A 17474-nucleotide genomic window follows, 5' to 3' on the forward strand; every position below is an offset into this window, starting at 1 on the left:
TTCTGCGATAATCTGCGGGAAAATATTCTACTTGCTGATTAAAATAAAAGAGATCACCTTTATCAGATGACCTCTTTCACATTTAAGCAATGATTATTAACCAATTGCTACTAATTCAATATCAAAAATCAAATCTTTCCCAGCTAAAGGATGGTTAGCATCTAAAGTAATACTTATATCTGTTACTTCAACTACTGTTACTGGCATTACTTGTCCAGATCCATCTTGGTGCATATTTAATTGCATACCTACTTCATAAGGAATATCAGCAGGAAGTTCAGCTTTAGGGAATACTGCTAAATAGTCAGCATTCACTGGTCCATAAGCTTGTTCAGCAGGAATATGAACAGTTTTTTTCTCGCCAATAGTCATTCCAGTGATGCCCTCATCAAAGCCTTGGATAACCATGCCCGTACCTAATTCAAACGCTAAAGTTTCACGTCCCGCCGAACTATCAAATACAGTTCCGTCCGTTAATCTTCCTGTGTAATGGACGTTTACTTTATCGCCCGCCTTTGCTTGTGCCATTTTATCAATTATTTTTTAAAATTTCGGTAAAGGTCGTAATTTTTATGGAAAACTTAGTTTTCATCTGGTAATTATTACTAATAATCAAGACAAAAAGCCTAAGATTATACCATCATTATGCATAAAAAACAGTCCTTAATATCAGCGTAACAGCTTGTATCTATAACGTATTTGCATAATTAAGCAGTTATGATATATTATCATTTACTTGCTTTCATAAATCAATGTATCTTTGTAAAAACCTAAAATTGATGTACTTAATCTTTGTTGAAATTATTGGTTGGATTGGGTCCATTCTTATCGTTGGGGCATTTGCCTTAAACGCTTTGAACAAGATTTCGTCTACCTCCATAAATTACCAATTGGCTAATCTTTTTGGAGCCATCTGTTTTATCATTAATACCCTTGAACATAAAGCATACCCTTCCGTTTTTGTAAATGTAGTTTGGGTAATTATTGCAGTTATTGCGATTATAAAAGCTAGAAAGAAATGAAATTTATCGATTTAAGCCATGTTATTGAAGAAGGCGTAGTGACTTACAAAGGTATGCCTGCACCTGTTATTTGTGATTTCTGGACGCGTGAGGAATCAAAAAGTTGGTACGAAGAAGGAACATCTTTTCAGATAGGTAAAATTGAAATGGTAGCCAATACCGGTACTTACCTAGATACACCCTTCCATCGATATGAAGAAGGAAAAGATTTGTCTCAAATCCTGATTGAACAAACTGCTTTATTAGACGCTGTGCTGATAAGTGTTCCGTACTATGAACAATTGAGTATTGATAAGTCGTATTTTGAAGGATTAGACTTAACAGGAAAAGCCGTTTTAGTGCATACTCGTTGGGATGAAAAATGGAAAACTGATGAGTATTATAGTGGCAATCCTTTTTTAACGGCCGATGCCGCTGAATATCTGGTGAGTCAACGAGTAAAATTAGTCGGTATCGACTCTCATAATATCGATGATGTATCTGGAAAAGCTCGCCCAGTGCATAGCATTTTACTCAAAAACGAAATTTTGATTGTAGAGCATTTGTGTAATTTAGGCGAAATACCTACAGATACTTCTTTCAAATTTTCGGCAACACCTCCCAAAGTAAAAGGGATGGGGACTTTCCCTGTCAGGGCCTATGCCGTGATTGAAAACCTTTAGATTTATTCACATTGAAACCAAAATATTTACTTCCAGTTGTTGTTTTCGCACAATTTTCGGGGACATCCTTATGGTTTGCCCTCAATGCGGTGTTGAAAGATTTACATAAATTATATCCAGACACATCCAATTTTCTGAGTAGCATGACTTCCTCAGTACAATTGGGTTTTGTCATTGGTACGGCTATATATGCTGTTTTAACCATCAGCGACCGCTTTTCGCCTGTAAAGGTATTTGTCTATTCTACGTTGTTAGCAGCGTTTTTTAATTTGCTGATTGTCTGGATACCTGTTAGTTTCAAAGAATTGCTTATCATTCGTTTTGCTGTCGGTTTTTTCTTGGCGGGCATCTACCCCGTCGGCATGAAAATCATGGCAGACTGGTATGACAAAGGTTTGGGAAGAGCCTTAGGATATTTAGTAGGGTCTTTAGTATTAGGCACATCATTTCCGCATTTTATTGCTTTTTTCTCTCTTAGCATCCATTGGCAATCTGTCATTATTGCCACATCAATTATTGCTTCGTCTGGGGCTTTATTAATGTTTTTATTCATTAAAGATGGTCCTTTTCGTAAAAAGGCAGGACGGTTTAATCCGAAAAGCATTATAGCATCTTTCAAAAACTCCTCCTTTAAAACCTATTCATTTGGTTATTTCGGGCATATGTTTGAGGTATATACTTTTTGGGCTTATGTACCTATCATTATTCAGCAATACAATCAGCATAGTAGCTATTCTTTCAATATTTCATTATGGTCATTCTTAATTATTGCCTCTGGACTGATAGGTTGTGTACTTACAGGTGAGTTTTCTGCTAAATTCGGAAGTGCAAAATTGGCTTTTGGTTGCTTGTCATTTTCGTTAATATGTTGTCTTTTTTCTGTTTCTTTTTCACAAGTCAGCCCTTTTGTATTCATTACCATCATGTTGGTTTGGGGAATGAGCGTAGCTGGCGACTCACCACAATTTTCTGCCTTAATTTCACAAAATACCAATCCTGAATATCGAGCATCATCCATCACCATTGTAAACTGTATTGGTTTCGCTATTACCATTATTAGTTTACAAATTTTACAATTTGCGACCAAATATATTACAGATGAATACGTTTACTTAATTTTGGCAATAGGCCCAGTAGTGGGATTAATAAGTACTTTTAAAAGCACTTTTGAGGTAAGGTATAAGGTTTAAAATGTTGCCCTCAAGCCCTACTATATAAGAGATTTCAACCTATCACTAGCTAGGGACTTAAGTCCCTAGCTAGTGATAAAGGTTTAATTTTCAAATACTTACAAACAATCATTCGTATATTATTTAGCAAAAATGCTTTTACTAACATCAGATACATTAACAATTGCTAAAGGTCTCTTAGGGTATCGCTTAGTGCATGAAAGTGAAGAAGGGATAACCGCAGGAATTATTGTAGAAACCGAAGCATATTTACAAGACGACCCCGCTTGTCATGCTTATCGGAAAAAGAGTGTTCGCAATGCCCCCATGTTTGGTGTGCCTGGTACCGTATATGTATATCAAATATATGGCATGCACTTTTGTGTAAATATTTCGACAAACAAGAAAGATATAGGCGAGGCCGTATTGATAAGAGCTTTAGAGCCTCTTGAAGGTATTCCACTGATGGAAACGAGGCGTAATACTACTATTTTGAAGAATTTATGCTCTGGTCCAGGGAAGTTGGTGCAGGCAATGGGCATTCATAAAGGCATGAACGATTGGCATGTTTTGGAAAGTGATTTAAAATTACTTCCTCCAGTCAACGATTATTCCAATGCTGACATTATTACAACTACCAGAATCGGCATTACACAAGGAGCTGAATTGCCTTATCGATTTTATTTAAAGGGTAGTCCTTTTATTAGTAAACCTTAGGTTTTAACGCTTTGAGGTGGTTCTTCATGTTGATATATGATATCAACATGAAGAACCACCTCAAATACGTTTTGTAGTTGTTCTGTGAAGGCACTATTCCATCACTTTCGGCACTCTAAAATATTCTCCGTCTTGTTTTGGAGCATTTTTTAATCCTTCTTCTCGGCTAATGCTTTGAACTACTTTATCTTCACGCAAAGCATTGATTTCTAAACTCATGTGGGTCAATGGCTTTACGTTTGATGTATCTATTTCATCTAACTCAGACATCCAGTTTAGTACAGACTCCAACGACTCCTTTATTTCCTTTTCAGCAGATTCGGGCATTTCCAAACGAGCCAAATGAGCAATCTTTTGTAATAATTCTTTATCTATGTTCATCTTTATCATGTATAGAGAGAGATTAAGCTTCGTCTCTCCCTCTCAATTTTTTATCGTCCATGTGTTTGTTCAAAAACTCATTGATTTTTTCAATGTCAATACTTCTATTGATTTCACCAAAAGAATTAATTGAAATATCGAATCCATCAAGTTCATTATGAACTTTTGGAAGTTCTTTTTTAGGAGTTTCTTTTTTCTTTGCCATTATCTGAATTTGAAAATTTGGAGGTTCAAAATTAGTGCATTCAATAGATTAATTACTCATCACTCACCATTCACAACTCATTATTACAAGGTATTCAAAGCCTTCTCTAAACGTGCAATTACAGCTTCTTTTCCGATGATTTCCATCGATAACATCAAGTCGGGGCCTGCTCCTACGCCTGTGGTAGCCACACGCAAAGCCTGCATTACTTTTCCCATTTTAATGCCTAGTTTTTCTAATGCTTCATGCAAAACGTGTTTAATGTCATTTGCAACAAAATTATCCAAAGCTGGTAAAGCATCTTTAAAGGCAGTAATTCCTTTTTTAGCATCATCATTCCATTTAGAAGCTACAACGGCTTCGTCATAAGTAACGGGTGCAATGAATAATGCCTCAGCCTCTTTTGTGATTTCTTGTGGAAAAGTAACTCTTTCTTTGAATAAACTTACAATTTTCAAAGCTTTGTCCGATTCAAAGTTAGGTAAATATTCTTTGGCTAACGTTTCATCAGAACGCAATTTTATATATTGCTGATTGAACCATTTAGCTTTATTAATATCGAACTTAGCACCTGCTTTATTGATTCTATCTAAACTAAAGCTTTCAATCAATTCTTCCATTGAAAACAATTCTTGTTCTGTACCCGGATTCCATCCCAAGAAAGCCAAAAAGTTTACGACAGCATCGCTCAAATAACCTTCTTCTCTGAATCCTTTGGCAATAGTGCCATCCGGGTTTTTCCATTCCAAGGGGAAAATAGGGAAACCACCTAAATCGGCATCACGTTTTGAAAGCTTTCCATTGCCTTCAGGTTTCAACAACAGTGGTAAATGGGCAAACAAAGGCATGGTATCTTCCCAACCAAAAGCACGGTATAATAATACATGTAAAGGTGCTGAAGGCAACCATTCTTCTCCACGAATGACGTGCGAGATTTCCATCAGGTGGTCATCTACTACGTTGGCAAGGTGATACGTTGGCATTCCGTCCGACTTCATCAATACTTTATCATCCATCGTTGATGAATGTACATGTACCCAGTCGCGGATGATATCTTTAAAACGAATTTCTTCTTTGGCTGGTACTTTCAAACGAATAACATAAGGCTCGCCTGCGGCTATTTTAGCCTGTGTTTCTTCTTCTGAAAACGTCAAAGAGTTTTTTAATCGACTACGCGTTGCGGCATTGTACTGAAAAGCCGAACCTTGGCTTTCAAAAGTTTGACGCATTGCATCCAATTCCTCGCTTGAATCAAATGCATAATAAGCTTTTCCTGAATTGATGAGTTGCATCGCATAATCCATATAAATAGGCTTACGTTCCGACTGTCTGTAAGGGGCATGTGGGCCACCTACACTTATTCCTTCATCAATCGTAATACCGACCCATTTGAGAGCTTCTATGATATAGTCTTCCGCACCTTCTACAAAACGAGTTTGGTCTGTATCTTCAATACGAAGTAACATTTTACCACCCAGTTTTCTGGCTAGTAAATAATTATATAATGCTGTTCTTACACCACCTACGTGCAAAGCTCCCGTCGGACTTGGTGCAAAACGTACTCTTACTTGATTTGACATTTTTTGAAAATTAAATTACAGCAATACAAGAAATCTCTACATTTACATCTTTTGGCAAACGTGCCACTTCTACAGTTTCACGTGCAGGAGGATTCTCTGAAAAATATTCACCATATACAGCATTAATGGCTGCAAAATTATTCATGTCTTTTACAAAAATAGAAGCCTTTACCACATTAGCGAAAGTCATATCGGCTGCAGCTAAAATAGCTTTTAGGTTTTCCATTACTTGACGTGTTTCATCCTGAATACTTGCTCCAGCTTCTGCCAAAGCAAAAGCAATTTGCCCTGAAATATACAAAGTTCCGTTAGAGAGTACTGCCTGCGAATATGGCCCGATGGCTGCGGGTGCTTTTTCAGTGAAGATGATTTGTTTCATTGTTGATTTGTATCTTTATTGGTTTCCCGAAATTTTGTGCAAGTTACAAAATGATTAGCTGTTTTAAGGCATTTATTCAAATCATGATACTTTTGTAAGGGGCAAATTCGTAGACTATCTGTATATTCCAAGATATTTTCAATAATTTGCCTTTGTTTACACTATTAAATTAAAACATACAATTCATGGCATTAAAGATTCGTCGTAAATATAATTTTTGGTTATTGTTTATCGTAGTGTTGGTTATTGTCTTTTTTTGGCAACGAGTTTGGGTTGTTTATCTATACCAACAAGCCAGAGGAGGGTTGGATGTTGCCTTCAATACTCGTCCGCTTGAAGAGGTACTGAAAGATAAAAATGTGGCTGATTCATTAAAAAAACGCATTTTATTGATTGGTGAAATAAAGCGTTTTGCCATTGATTCTTTGGGCTTACAGGACAACCCAAAGGTATACCAAACTTTGTATGACCAACAAGGACGACCTTTGGTATATTTACTGACTGTGGCTGAGCGTTATAAAATGGAAGCAGTAATGTTTAACTTCCCGCTTATTGGTAACTTTACTTATAAAGGTTTCTTTGATTCTACGGCTGCCTATCACGAAGAAAATATTTGGAAACTACAAGGCTACGATACTGAGATGGGACAAGGGGCTGCATATTCTACCTTGGGCTGGCTACCCGAACCTATCTTAAGCAGTATGCTTTACTACTCTGATGGCAAATTGGCGAGCCTGATTATTCACGAAATGACACATGGAACGATTTTTGTAAAAGATGATCATGAGACGAGTGAGAATCTTGCCAACTTCATTGGCGATTATGGGGCAAAACGTTTTTTAATTTATAAATACGGCAAAGAGTCTCCACAATTCCAAAAGAAAAATCAATCTAAAGAGGTGCGAGACAAATATATAAAGCACTTAAACAGAGGCACTTTGAAATTGGATAGTCTCTATAAAACTTTTGAAGGTAAAAAACTTTCTGACATACGCAAGGATTCATTAAAGTATGCGTTAATTGAGGAAATTGAAATAAGTCAAGATACTATCTTTAAAAATTCAACGGCTTTACCTAAACCTAAAATTGACAGGAAGGATTTGCCAAACAATGCTTATTTTATAGGTTTTAAAACGTATAATTCTAAACAAAATGAGTTTGAGTTAATCTTTCAAAAACAATATAAAGGGAACTTCGAACATTTTTTGAAGTCCATGCAAAAAAAATATAATCAGTAATCTGCGCATATATGAAAAAAGTATTTTTGATAATAATTCTCTTGGTTACAGCGATGAGTTTCAAATCATCATTTCAAGAAAGGGTAATCGAACAAGATAGTTTTACTACTGGCGAACATATAGAATACCGTGTGCATTATGGTTTTGTGAATGCTGCTGAGGCCATTGTGGATGTAGATAACAAACTACAAAATGCTAATGGTAAACCTTGTTATAAAGTTGGCATCGTAGCTAGAACTGTGGGCGTTACCGATTGGATTAGTAAAGTACGTGATACTTGGACATCCTACATTGATGCGTCTATGATTTTACCTCAGCAGTTCTATATGAACAAGCATGAAGGAAATTATAAAAAAGAGCAAAGAATAATTTTTAACCATAATAACAATACTGCGAAATTGTTTGAAATGGATGATTCGCAAGAGAAGAAAACTTATAATCTGCCTAAGCATATTCAGGATGTGGTAAGTGGTTATTATTTTATCAGAACGATTGACTTTTCAAAAATGAATGTAGGTGATTCTGTACCTGTTACGTTCTTTTTTGAAGGAGAAGTGTATAATATGCGATTGAAGTTTCGTGGTAAAGAAACTATCAATACAAAGTTTGGCAAAATCAGCACTTTTAAAATCACCCCTCAATTACCTAAAAACAATTTCTTTCAAGACGAGGAATCTGTAAAAATGTGGGTAACGGATGATGAAAACAAAATTCCAGTAAGAGCAGAGGTTTCTTTAAAAATCGGTGCTTTGGCTCTAGACCTTAGAAAGTATTCTGGCTTGAAACATGAGTTGAAGTTTAATTAGCTGTTAGCTTTGAGCGATGAGCTTTGAGCTATCAGCTTTTGAAAAGTTCAATGTGGTCTTCACCGTGTTCTGTGGCACACAGAACACAATTGCTCACCCGTATTATTGTGCCTCAAACCACCGTATAGCTTTTGTTAAAAAAGAAAAATGAACGTCATTATAATTTTAATAGTTTTAAACCTCATCATAAACCTTATAGCAACACTCTCCTTCGCAGCAAGGATTGCAGGCATTAGAACAGGAAAAATTGCACTTGCTTTTTCATTATTCAATATCCTGAATGTTATTTCCAGAACTGCCAATGGATTTCAGGCACCGTTATTAGCTAATTATGTTGAAAAAACTATCCATAGCGATTTGGGAAGTACAACCTTTACATTTAGACTAATCCTATTATCTTATACTTTCGCCACTTTACTAGGAATATTTTTAACTCCAACTACACAGAGAATATTTTTCAGAGCAATCATGGAGTTTTATAAGGTCAAAACTTTCAGTAAAATGTTTGTCAGTTTCGTGTCCAAAGGCTCTCTATTCAAAAAAACGCTCTTGTATTTTACCTCCCCAAGTTATTCAAATATTAAGTTACTTTTTAAACAAGATAATTACCCCTGGAAAATATTTATTCTGAATACCGTTGCCACAGCCATTCTGTCTGTGGGTGTAATTGCATCAGTATATGCTGGATATTTGAATCCAGATTATAGAAGTACCGCTAGTAATTTATCAGCATTAATAAATGGATTTTCTACAATAATCATGTTTGTATTTATTGACCCATATTTGTCGATACTCACAGACCAATATATGGGAAAAGAAATAAATGAAACAACTTTTCGATTTAATATAATTTTTGTGATGCTATCAAGACTATTAGGCACTGTATTAGCTCAATTTTTATTATTGCCAGCCGCACACCTAATAGCATACATTAGTCACCAAATGTAAAATTTACAAATTGGCAATGTCATCAACTGATATGCTCGTTGATTTTGTAATATCAACTTCCAAAGACTTTAAATTTCTGACTACTGCTAATTTCACTTTATTATAAGCAGTATCAATAACACCTTTTAAATCACGTATACTTTTAAACTTTGCTCATAATCGTTTATTTCTTCTTCTACCGTGTTCTGTGTGCCACAGAACACGATGGTAAATTCACACTGTAAATACAGAAAATCCTGCAAGAAAATAAATTCTTGCAGGATTTTTAGTTATATAAGCTCATAGCTCAAGGCTAACTGCTAACAGCTAAAAAACTACCAAATAAAACGAGTAGAAAGGAATGTTGATTCTTGGTTTTCTACAATTTGGTTGACGATAGCTTTGTTCTCAGCAGTTTCTTTAGTAGCAACTACTGTTCTAATAGAGAACGAACGCAAAGCAGCCGTTACGGAAAGTGTTCCTTCTGCCGAATCTTTACGACCAGTGAAAGGGAAACCGTCTGGTCCACGCTGACATTGTGAGTTAATATTTACACGCGAAACTTGGTGTACAGCCACATCCATTAATTCAGAAATCTGGTGAACATCTTTACTGAAAATAGATACTTGCTGACCGTGCGACGATTCAATTAAGTAATTAATTGGTTCTTGAATATCACTGAAAGCTACTACTGGAACAAGAGGACCAAATTGTTCTTCATGCCAAACTTTCATTTCTCTATTTACAGGATATACCAATGCAGGGTAAACAATAGATTTGAAAGATTCTCCACCGCCTTCATTTACAACTTTTGCTCCGTGTGCAATGGCATCGTCAATCAATTCTTTCAAGTAAGCTGGTTTGTTAGGCTCAGGAAGTGGCGTAATGTTTACTCCTTTCTCCCACATCAATCCTAATTTCAACTTACCGATTTCTTCAGACATGCGTTTGTTGAAAGCATCAACCAATGATTCGTGTACCCACATTATTTTCAAAGCTGTACAACGCTGACCATTGAACGACAATGAACCTAACATACATTCTTTCACGGCTAATTCTAAATCAGCACTTTCAGTAACGATGGCAGCATTTTTAGCATCTAGTCCTAAAATAGCTCTCAAACGGTTTACTTTCGGGTGCATTTTTTTCAATTTATCCGCTACTTTAGACGAACCAATCAGGGTTAAAGCATCAATTCTGCCTGATTCCATCAATTGAGGAACTACTGAATTTCCACGACCATAAATTGTATTGATTACCCCAGCAGGGAATGATGTACGGAAAGCCTCCAATAACGGGTAGTGCAATAAAGTACCATGTTTTGGTGGCTTAAACATTACTACATTTCCCATAATCAACGCAGGAATCAACGTAGTGAAAGTTTCATTCAAGGGATAGTTGAATGGCCCCATACACAAAACAACACCAAGTGGAGAACGACGAACCTGTCCGATAATTCCCTCTTCAATCATAAATCTTGAAGAATTACGGTCGATGTCTTTCAAAGCACCAATAGTATCATAAATATATTGAACGGTACGGTCGAATTCTTTTTGTGAGTCACCCAAAGATTTACCGATTTCCCACATCAATAATTTCACAACTTCATCACGTTTCGTAATCATCTGTTGCGTAAACTTCTCAACACATTCTATACGGTGAGCAACAGACATGGATGGCCACTCGCCACGACCATGGTCGAAAGCTTTTACGGCAGCATCCAAGATTTCCATCGCATCTTCCGGATTGGTGATAGGATACGAACCTATTCTTTTTTGTTCTAAACCGTTGGCAGTCTGAACATAAACAGGAGACCAAACATCTTGGGTCTTTCCAGCCCACTGACGCATCTCGCCGTTAACTAAATACTCACGTTGCTCAATCGGCTCTGTGAGATTATATTCCGCTGGAATCTGAGCTTCGGTTGGAAAAAAAGTTTCTAAGTTTTTTACAGAAGACATGAATTTTAATTCTTAAAAAAGTACAATGATTTAGATTTTTGTCTTGGCAAAGTTTAAAAGAAAGGAGTTTCAGCAAATGAAGTGAGACTATTTTATTTTAATAATCATAAATATACTACAAATATTCCTATTTATTGATTTGCAGTTAAATTTCATTGATACTAATTTAAGCGAAGTCAGTGTATTTACTTAGAAGGTTTTTAACTGATATTTTCTACGGAGTTTGTTAATTAAAAACTTCTTTTGGGCTGTAAAACTCTCTGGATTTACTTGGTTAAAAACCACTTTCAGGCTTTGAAAATCCTCGGGATTTGCCCAAAGAAATTTTTCTGAATCTATATTTTTCTGTTCGAGATATTGTTCAAAAACCATGGTAAGTAGTGATTAGTAAATAGTGATTGGTAAATGATCTGATGTCTCGGTAGCATTTTTTTGCTAACGCTAGACAGATTAGAATATTTTTAAGAATTTTATTTGATTTTTATCTGAAAAGAAAATTTCCATTCACTACTAATTATCTTTTCTTCGCTATGCGTGCCACACTATGCGTGCCACACTATGCGTGCCAACTCAATATAAGGAAAGTAACTGCAATGGAAGAGCGAAAAGAAATTCATAATCGTAATGGCGACCCATTTCGCTTTGCTCAAACAGCGGAATTTCAGAAAAATTACACCTATTTAATCTAAAATAATATTTTTAAACCCTAGAAAATATTAAAAACTCTAAGTTAAGTAATCAATACAATTAAAGCAATGTTGTCATTTGTAGTAAATAAATGATAACCTAAAATTTGTGTGCTAATCACCAATTACTATTTACTAATCACTGCTTAACTGCTAAGATTCTATCAAAACAGGTCTTTCTTTTTGTTTAAAGTATAAATATACCAAAGATGCAAATGCAAAAAAAGCCGCAAGAAAATATGGAATAACAATGTTCTCTACTTTGCCTTTATAAATTTGTCCTGCAAATAATGCTCCTAAGCCAATACCTGCCTCTAGGGCAATGTAAGTAGTGGCAACGGCTCTTCCTCTGTAAAGCTCGTCAGATAAATCTACTGTCCACGCCATTAAAGTGGGCGTATTGAATCCCCAAGAAAAGCCAAATAAAATAGAGGATAAAATAAATATCCAAAAAGAGCTAGTTAAAGCACACAATATCATGGAAATTACCAAGATAGTTGATGAAATCATCAAAATAGGAATCCGACCATATTTATCCGATGATTTCGCAAAGAATAGCCTTACTGTTAAAGAAGCAACGGTATAAACAGTAAAAAAAAGCCCTTTATTGCTTATCCCCAATAGTTTGGTTTGGTCTGGCACCAAAGTAAGCAATACACCCGAAGAGAACGATACTAAAATCATCACAACGAAGGCTGGAATTACCCTTGGTTCAAACACATCTTGCCAACCTATCCTAAATAATTTAAAAGAAAAAGCCTTTTTTTGTATCGTTGGAAGCGTTTCTCGCATATTCAACAATATTAAGATAGAGAGTAAAGCAAAAGTTGAAGAAGTAAAAAACATTCCATTGATAGATATCCAACTGGTAAGGTAACTCCCGATACTTGGGCCGATAGACATCCCCGTTGCTGTAAAAATACCTAGCATTCCTTGGGCTTCACCACGGCGATTTTCTGGAATAATATCTGCCACATAGGCTGAGGTAGCGGTTGGCTTGGTACCCGTAGAAAAACCGTGCAAAAAGCGCAATAGTAGAAAACCAGCAATGGTATGAACAAAGGGATATAGTCCGCCACACACAAAACATACCAATGACCCAAAGGCCATCACGGGTACTCTACCGATGGTATCAGTCAATTTACCAGAAAAAGGACGGGCAAAACCTGCTGTAAGCGTAAACAATGCAATAATGTAACCGATGTATTCTTTTCCACCCATCGAACCTAAATAATCGGGCAGTTCGGGAATCATCATTTGAAAACTCGCTGAAAAAAGAAAATTACTAACGCAAAGTAACCAAAACTGAGTAGTATATATTGAAGTTTGTTTTTCCATCCGCAAAGATAATTAGTAGCTATTAGCATTAAGCTGTAAGGCATAAGCTTTTTTATTGAAAGGGTATTGATAGATTGTTCGGGATTTTTTGCAAGGTAACATTGCATCACACAAGCCGTAGTGTAGTGCTTCGCAAAGTGTGGAAAGATAATCCTCAAAATCATTTCCTATTAGCTAGTGACTTAAGTCACCAGCTAATAGGAAGGGTTTGAACTTAACAGCTATTTCGCTTAAAAGAATGGGGAGGCAATCCCGCTGCTAACAACTATAAAATATTGATTATCAGATATTTACAATCACTACATATATATCCACCCCTCATTATTACATAAATAGCTTTTTACTTTCACGTTTATTGAGTGTCATCAAGAATGCTGGTAGTAATATTAAATTGCAAATCATCGCCATCAACAGCGTAATTGAAATTAATATTCCTAACGACTGTGTTCCTTTGAAAGTTGAAGCTGTAAAAATAAAAAAACCTGTAAACAATACGATTGCTGTATAAAACATAGAAACACCCGTATTCAAAATGGTTGCTGTAACGGCTTGTTTTACGGTTCTGTTTTTATTCAACAATTCATCTTTATAGCGTGTCAAGAAATAAATGGTTCCATCTGATGAAATACCGAAGGCTATTGAAAAAATCAAAATAGTTGAATATTTCAAGTGAATATCAAAATAGCCCATCAATCCTGCTGTAATCAGAAGGGGAATCAAGCTTGGTAAAGTTGAAATAAAAACCATTTTCCAAGACCTAAACAACAATGCCATAATGATACAAATCAGAAAAATTGCTTGAAGGGTGCTCTCTACCAAATTACCTTGCAAATAATCATTTTGCCAAGCATAAATCACACTATTACCAGTTATTTCTGCATCATAGCCTTTCTTATCTCCTTTTTTATAAAACTCGTTGGTTTCGGCATTATAATTAAAGATGCTATCTATTTTAGGTTGTAATTCTCTAATTATTTGATTCGTCCGCACCGTTCCGCAGTCTGCAATCTGAAAACTTACACGTGTATAACGCTTTGTAGAATCAATAAAGCCTTTGGCAAAATTTTGTTTACCCGACAAGCTAGCATTGTATTCTTTAAGCTTTGCTAGTTCGTTGATACCTGGCAATACAAAATATTTAGGGTCACCACCACGATACCCCTGATAAATAAATTTAGCGGCCGTCACTAAAGAAACAGGTTTGGTAAATTCTGGATACTTGGCAAACTCCTTCTCCATCCTTTTTATTTTAGTCAAAAGCTCTGGGGAATTCATTACTCTGCCAGGTTCATAAGTGTCTATGGCTACTTCAAAAGGCATAATTCCTTTGAAATTCTTTTCAATAAATTTTAAATCGGTATAGATAGGGTTATCCTTCGTTAAATCATCTACGATATACCCTATTGATTTTATTTTGGTTGTGCCATACACTGATACGCCGATAATTAGGATAATAACTAAATAAATAACCGACCTTCGGTGGTTCACCCAATGGTCGATACCAAGTAAAAATTTGGATATTTTACCAGACTCTAAACGAATAGTATGTTTGTTCGCTGGCGGTGCTAAAAAGCTAAATATTACAGGAATCAAAATCAATGAAACAGCATAAGTTAACATTACATTGATAGCTGCTACAATGCCAAACTCTATTAAAAAGATACTACCCGTAAAAGCAAAAACACCAAACCCAATAGCAGTAGTAAGGTTCGACAACACAAGTGTTTGTCCAATTTTTTCAATGGTTACTTTCAAGGCTAACTCTTGGTTACCATGCAAGGCATATTCTTCGTAATATTTGTTTACGATAAATATGGCATTGGGTACGCCAATCACAACTACAAGAGGAGGAATCAATCCAGAAATGATAGAAATCTTAAACCCAAACATCACAATAATCCCCAAGGCAGATACGATTCCGATTAAAACAACTACCAATGCTACCAGCATTATTTTGAAGCTCCTGAAAAAAGCCAGTAAAATCAAGGAAGTTACTACTATTGCTAAAATCAAGAAAATACCTAATTCGTTAGTAATTTGGGCCGTCATTTCAGTACGGATAAAAGGCATTCCTGAGAGATGTAACTCCGTATTTTGGCTAGTTTCAAATTCTCCAGCAATTTTCTTTATCTTTTGTACAGCCTCTACCCTACTCTTATCGTTAATAGCACTTTGGTCAAAAGTAATCATCATCAAATGCACATTTCCCGTTTCGTTGATGATGAATCCTTTATAAAAAGGCAGTTTATCTAATTTGGCTTTTACAGCATCTACCTCAACTTGTGAAGTAGCCCTCTGTGCTATCAGACTTTTGGTAATAAAGCGTTTCAGAGAATCATTTTTCTCGACTCTTGGAATATTACCGGCATATACTACATCTTTGATACCCTTTACGGTTTTGATAGCTTTAGCCAAGTCTTGCCATTGTTGGAAAAAAGCCAACTGAAACATTTTGTTGGTTTCAACACCAATTACCATCACTGAACCATCTTCGCCAAATCTTTTTTTGAAAGATTCGTATAACTGAAAGCGTTCATCTGATTGAGGAAGAATTTTAGGCAATTCGCTAGAAACTTGCGTTTTAGCAGCCATCACCGTCATGAAAATTGCTAGGGCAATTACGGCAGATAAGTAGTAAAGTCTATACTTTAGGATTGATAAGGCTAAATTATGCCAAAAGTTTTTCATTTTCTATTTTGATAAAATAAATTCAGCAATTCCATGGCAGCATTAATGGGCAATTTCTTCCCTTCACATACCTCCTGCTGAATATCTTTCCTATAAAGGTCAACGCTAGGATGTTCATAAAATTTCTCTTCTAGCGACTTCTTTATAAAATAATACATCCATTCCAAATTCTGCTGGCTACGCTTCTCTTGAAAATATCCGTTTCCAATAAGTAGTGCACGATGCTTTTCAATAACCTCCCATATTTCCTTCATTCCTTTTTCAGTAATCGCCGAACAGGTGAGTACTTCGGGATACCAGCCTGTTTGGTTAGGCGGGAACAAATGTAGGGCATTTTGATAAGCTACTTTAGCTAAATCAGCTTGAGTTTCATTGCCCGAATCTGTTTTAGTAATAGCTATCAAATCGGCCATTTCCATAATGCCTTTCTTGATTCCTTGTAGCTCGTCGCCAGCACCAGCTAACATGAGTAATAGAAAAAAATCGACCATGCCATGCACTACTGTTTCTGATTGCCCCACTCCTACTGTTTCAATAATGATTACTTCAAAGCCTGCGGCTTCACAAAGTAACATTGCTTCACGGGTTTTGTTGGCCACGCCCCCCAAACCTCCACTGGTAGGGGTAGGACGGATATAAGCCAGTGGGTCATTCACGAGCTTTTCCATGCGGGTTTTATCCCCCAAAATACTTCCTTTGCTAATGGGCGAACTTGGGTCAATCGCTAATACAGCTACTTTTTTGGGTAGCTTGGTCAAATACTGTCCGAAGACCTCTATAAAAGTACTTTTGCCCACGCCAGGCACACCTGTAATACCAATCCTGATTGAATTTCCCGTATGGGGTAACACAGCTTCGAGTACTTCCTGAGCCAATATTTTATCCGCAGGCAAATTGCTTTCCGTCAGCGTGATTGCTCTGCTGAGAATCATTCTGTTGCCAGTCAAAATGCCCTCGGTATATTCTTTTATGGATAAGCGTTTAAGCATTTCGCTTCAAAATAATTTCTGCCCACTCCAAATCTTCGGGAGTGGTGATTTTGATATTTTCGTACGACCCTTCGATGAGATTAATATCAAAGCCTGCAAATTCTACGACACTCGCATCGTCAGTAAAGGTACTCAACTCTTCGGTTTCAAAAGCCTTTTTGATGATTGATACCTGAAAGGTTTGTGGTGTCTGTATCAATCGAACAGTCTGTCGGTCTATCGCTTGCCCATTTACCCGAACAGAATCTTTAGAAGCCACACTGACTACGGCTGTTCCTTTGGTTTGGGCAACCTCAAAGCTTTCACGGATAATGTCTGTACTTACAAATGGTCGGACACCATCATGCACTGCCACGATACCGTCTGTATCTATTACCGATAACCCATTTTTACCTGACTGAAATCTAGATTGTCCGCCTTTTACTAATTGGTGAGCTACTTCAAAATGGTGTTTTAGACATAGTTCCTGCCAAAAATCAAACTGACTTTCTGGCAATACCAGTATGAGGGTAATATCTGAATAAGCTTCTCGAAAACGGATTAAAGTATGCATCAATACGGGTAATCCACCTATTTCGATAAACTGCTTGGGTAAATTACTTTTCATTCGGCTACCACTCCCGCCTGCTACTATAATGGCATATTTTTTCATGAATAATTACGAAAAATGAAATTGATACAAACCCATAAAACAATCAGGCGAAAGACCTAAGCTATGAATATTGC

At 36.4% G+C, this 17474-nt stretch carries 19 protein-coding genes; 8 read left to right on the forward strand and 11 right to left on the reverse strand.

Translation table 11 applies throughout. The features are described from left to right. Nucleotides 1-96: 96 nt before the first annotated feature. On the reverse strand, nucleotides 97-528 hold the full coding sequence (locus VB264_RS07260) for an FKBP-type peptidyl-prolyl cis-trans isomerase (protein ID WP_323248044.1): 432 nt from the start codon (nucleotides 526-528) through the stop codon (nucleotides 97-99). 251 nt (nucleotides 529-779) lie between these two features. Here VB264_RS07260 and VB264_RS07265 point away from each other — a divergent pair, with 251 nt between their 5' ends. From VB264_RS07265 to VB264_RS07280, 4 genes are all read left to right on the forward strand, one after another. Beyond that, entirely contained in the window at nucleotides 780-1022 is a 243-nt protein-coding gene (locus tag VB264_RS07265; protein ID WP_309923085.1) for a CBU_0592 family membrane protein, read from the forward strand. Continuing rightward, nucleotides 1019-1684: a cyclase family protein gene (locus VB264_RS07270; protein WP_323248047.1), complete on the forward strand. Its 666-nt coding sequence runs from the start codon at nucleotides 1019-1021 to the stop codon at nucleotides 1682-1684. Before VB264_RS07265 ends, VB264_RS07270 begins: the two co-directional genes overlap by 4 nt. A gap of 11 nt (nucleotides 1685-1695) precedes the next feature. Continuing rightward, nucleotides 1696-2874, forward strand: a complete 1179-nt coding sequence (locus VB264_RS07275) for an MFS transporter (RefSeq protein ID WP_323248048.1) — start codon at nucleotides 1696-1698, stop codon at nucleotides 2872-2874. A 132-nt stretch (nucleotides 2875-3006) separates the two neighbouring features. Further along, entirely contained in the window at nucleotides 3007-3570 is a 564-nt protein-coding gene (locus VB264_RS07280) for a DNA-3-methyladenine glycosylase (RefSeq protein ID WP_323248050.1), read from the forward strand. Nucleotides 3571-3663: 93 nt separating this feature from the next. Here the strand turns inward: VB264_RS07280 and gatC are convergent, their stop codons facing one another. The 4 genes from gatC to VB264_RS07300 all read right to left on the reverse strand — a co-directional run bounded on the left by gatC (nucleotide 3664) and on the right by VB264_RS07300 (nucleotide 6115). Next, entirely contained in the window at nucleotides 3664-3951 is a 288-nt protein-coding gene (gene gatC, locus VB264_RS07285) for an Asp-tRNA(Asn)/Glu-tRNA(Gln) amidotransferase subunit GatC (protein WP_309923093.1), read from the reverse strand. A 22-nt stretch (nucleotides 3952-3973) separates the two neighbouring features. Continuing rightward, the gene (locus VB264_RS07290) at nucleotides 3974-4156 is read right to left on the reverse strand and encodes a hypothetical protein (protein ID WP_323248051.1); all 183 of its coding nucleotides are present in this window, start codon (nucleotides 4154-4156) and stop codon (nucleotides 3974-3976) included. A gap of 83 nt (nucleotides 4157-4239) precedes the next feature. Continuing rightward, entirely contained in the window at nucleotides 4240-5736 is a 1497-nt protein-coding gene (gene gltX, locus VB264_RS07295; RefSeq protein ID WP_323248053.1) for a glutamate--tRNA ligase, read from the reverse strand. A gap of 10 nt (nucleotides 5737-5746) precedes the next feature. Beyond that, a complete protein-coding gene (locus VB264_RS07300; RefSeq protein ID WP_309923099.1) occupies nucleotides 5747-6115 on the reverse strand; it encodes a Rid family detoxifying hydrolase in 369 nt (122 codons plus the stop codon). A gap of 185 nt (nucleotides 6116-6300) precedes the next feature. On the opposite strand from VB264_RS07300, the gene VB264_RS07305 reads away from it, so the two are divergent. The 3 genes from VB264_RS07305 (at nucleotide 6301) to VB264_RS07315 (ending at nucleotide 9107) form a co-directional block, all read left to right on the forward strand. Beyond that, nucleotides 6301-7353: an aminopeptidase gene (locus VB264_RS07305; protein WP_323248056.1), complete on the forward strand. Its 1053-nt coding sequence runs from the start codon at nucleotides 6301-6303 to the stop codon at nucleotides 7351-7353. A gap of 11 nt (nucleotides 7354-7364) precedes the next feature. Continuing rightward, on the forward strand, nucleotides 7365-8159 hold the full coding sequence (locus VB264_RS07310) for a DUF3108 domain-containing protein (protein ID WP_323248058.1): 795 nt from the start codon (nucleotides 7365-7367) through the stop codon (nucleotides 8157-8159). 147 nt (nucleotides 8160-8306) lie between these two features. Further along, nucleotides 8307-9107, forward strand: coding sequence for a lipid II flippase family protein (locus VB264_RS07315; RefSeq protein ID WP_323248059.1), 801 nt, complete (start codon nucleotides 8307-8309; stop codon nucleotides 9105-9107). A gap of 314 nt (nucleotides 9108-9421) precedes the next feature. Here VB264_RS07315 and VB264_RS07320 read toward each other — a convergent pair whose 3' ends face one another. Continuing rightward, nucleotides 9422-11047, reverse strand: coding sequence for an NADP-dependent glyceraldehyde-3-phosphate dehydrogenase (locus VB264_RS07320; RefSeq protein WP_309923111.1), 1626 nt, complete (start codon nucleotides 11045-11047; stop codon nucleotides 9422-9424). Between the two features lie 189 nt (nucleotides 11048-11236). Beyond that, entirely contained in the window at nucleotides 11237-11419 is a 183-nt protein-coding gene (locus VB264_RS07325) for a hypothetical protein (RefSeq protein ID WP_309923113.1), read from the reverse strand. 158 nt (nucleotides 11420-11577) lie between these two features. On the opposite strand from VB264_RS07325, the gene VB264_RS07330 reads away from it, so the two are divergent. Continuing rightward, a complete protein-coding gene (locus VB264_RS07330; RefSeq protein ID WP_323248060.1) occupies nucleotides 11578-11736 on the forward strand; it encodes a hypothetical protein in 159 nt (52 codons plus the stop codon). A 150-nt stretch (nucleotides 11737-11886) separates the two neighbouring features. Here VB264_RS07330 and VB264_RS07335 read toward each other — a convergent pair whose 3' ends face one another. The 4 genes from VB264_RS07335 to VB264_RS07350 form a co-directional block, all read right to left on the reverse strand. Next, nucleotides 11887-13071, reverse strand: a complete 1185-nt coding sequence (locus VB264_RS07335) for an MFS transporter (protein WP_323248062.1) — start codon at nucleotides 13069-13071, stop codon at nucleotides 11887-11889. A 324-nt stretch (nucleotides 13072-13395) separates the two neighbouring features. After that, on the reverse strand, nucleotides 13396-15759 hold the full coding sequence (locus VB264_RS07340) for an efflux RND transporter permease subunit (protein WP_323248063.1): 2364 nt from the start codon (nucleotides 15757-15759) through the stop codon (nucleotides 13396-13398). Then, the gene (gene meaB / locus VB264_RS07345; protein ID WP_323248065.1) at nucleotides 15756-16748 is read right to left on the reverse strand and encodes a methylmalonyl Co-A mutase-associated GTPase MeaB; all 993 of its coding nucleotides are present in this window, start codon (nucleotides 16746-16748) and stop codon (nucleotides 15756-15758) included. The genes VB264_RS07340 and meaB overlap by 4 nt, the downstream gene beginning before the upstream one ends. Then, on the reverse strand, nucleotides 16741-17400 hold the full coding sequence (locus tag VB264_RS07350; RefSeq protein WP_323248067.1) for a 2-C-methyl-D-erythritol 4-phosphate cytidylyltransferase: 660 nt from the start codon (nucleotides 17398-17400) through the stop codon (nucleotides 16741-16743). Before VB264_RS07350 ends, meaB begins: the two co-directional genes overlap by 8 nt. Nucleotides 17401-17474: the final 74 nt, after the last annotated feature.

It is taken from the genome of Arcicella aquatica, from assembly GCF_034928825.1.
Lineage (GTDB): Bacteria > Bacteroidota > Bacteroidia > Cytophagales > Spirosomataceae > Arcicella > Arcicella aquatica.

Coding starts and splice junctions, on each gene's coding strand:
- VB264_RS07305 (WP_323248056.1), top strand. CDS start 6,301: ATGGCATTAAAGATTCGTCGTAAATATAATTTTTGGTTATTGTTTATC.
- VB264_RS07290 (WP_323248051.1), bottom strand. CDS start 4,156: ATGGCAAAGAAAAAAGAAACTCCTAAAAAAGAACTTCCAAAAGTTCAT.
- meaB (WP_323248065.1), bottom strand. CDS start 16,748: ATGCTTAAACGCTTATCCATAAAAGAATATACCGAGGGCATTTTGACT.
- VB264_RS07350 (WP_323248067.1), bottom strand. CDS start 17,400: ATGAAAAAATATGCCATTATAGTAGCAGGCGGGAGTGGTAGCCGAATG.
- VB264_RS07265 (WP_309923085.1), top strand. CDS start 780: ATGTACTTAATCTTTGTTGAAATTATTGGTTGGATTGGGTCCATTCTT.
- VB264_RS07320 (WP_309923111.1), bottom strand. CDS start 11,047: ATGTCTTCTGTAAAAAACTTAGAAACTTTTTTTCCAACCGAAGCTCAG.
- VB264_RS07260 (WP_323248044.1), bottom strand. CDS start 528: ATGGCACAAGCAAAGGCGGGCGATAAAGTAAACGTCCATTACACAGGA.
- VB264_RS07325 (WP_309923113.1), bottom strand. CDS start 11,419: ATGGTTTTTGAACAATATCTCGAACAGAAAAATATAGATTCAGAAAAA.
- gltX (WP_323248053.1), bottom strand. CDS start 5,736: ATGTCAAATCAAGTAAGAGTACGTTTTGCACCAAGTCCGACGGGAGCT.
- VB264_RS07340 (WP_323248063.1), bottom strand. CDS start 15,759: ATGAAAAACTTTTGGCATAATTTAGCCTTATCAATCCTAAAGTATAGA.
- VB264_RS07315 (WP_323248059.1), top strand. CDS start 8,307: ATGAACGTCATTATAATTTTAATAGTTTTAAACCTCATCATAAACCTT.
- gatC (WP_309923093.1), bottom strand. CDS start 3,951: ATGAACATAGATAAAGAATTATTACAAAAGATTGCTCATTTGGCTCGT.
- VB264_RS07280 (WP_323248050.1), top strand. CDS start 3,007: ATGCTTTTACTAACATCAGATACATTAACAATTGCTAAAGGTCTCTTA.
- VB264_RS07270 (WP_323248047.1), top strand. CDS start 1,019: ATGAAATTTATCGATTTAAGCCATGTTATTGAAGAAGGCGTAGTGACT.
- VB264_RS07335 (WP_323248062.1), bottom strand. CDS start 13,071: ATGGAAAAACAAACTTCAATATATACTACTCAGTTTTGGTTACTTTGC.
- VB264_RS07300 (WP_309923099.1), bottom strand. CDS start 6,115: ATGAAACAAATCATCTTCACTGAAAAAGCACCCGCAGCCATCGGGCCA.
- VB264_RS07330 (WP_323248060.1), top strand. CDS start 11,578: ATGCGTGCCACACTATGCGTGCCACACTATGCGTGCCAACTCAATATA.
- VB264_RS07310 (WP_323248058.1), top strand. CDS start 7,365: ATGAAAAAAGTATTTTTGATAATAATTCTCTTGGTTACAGCGATGAGT.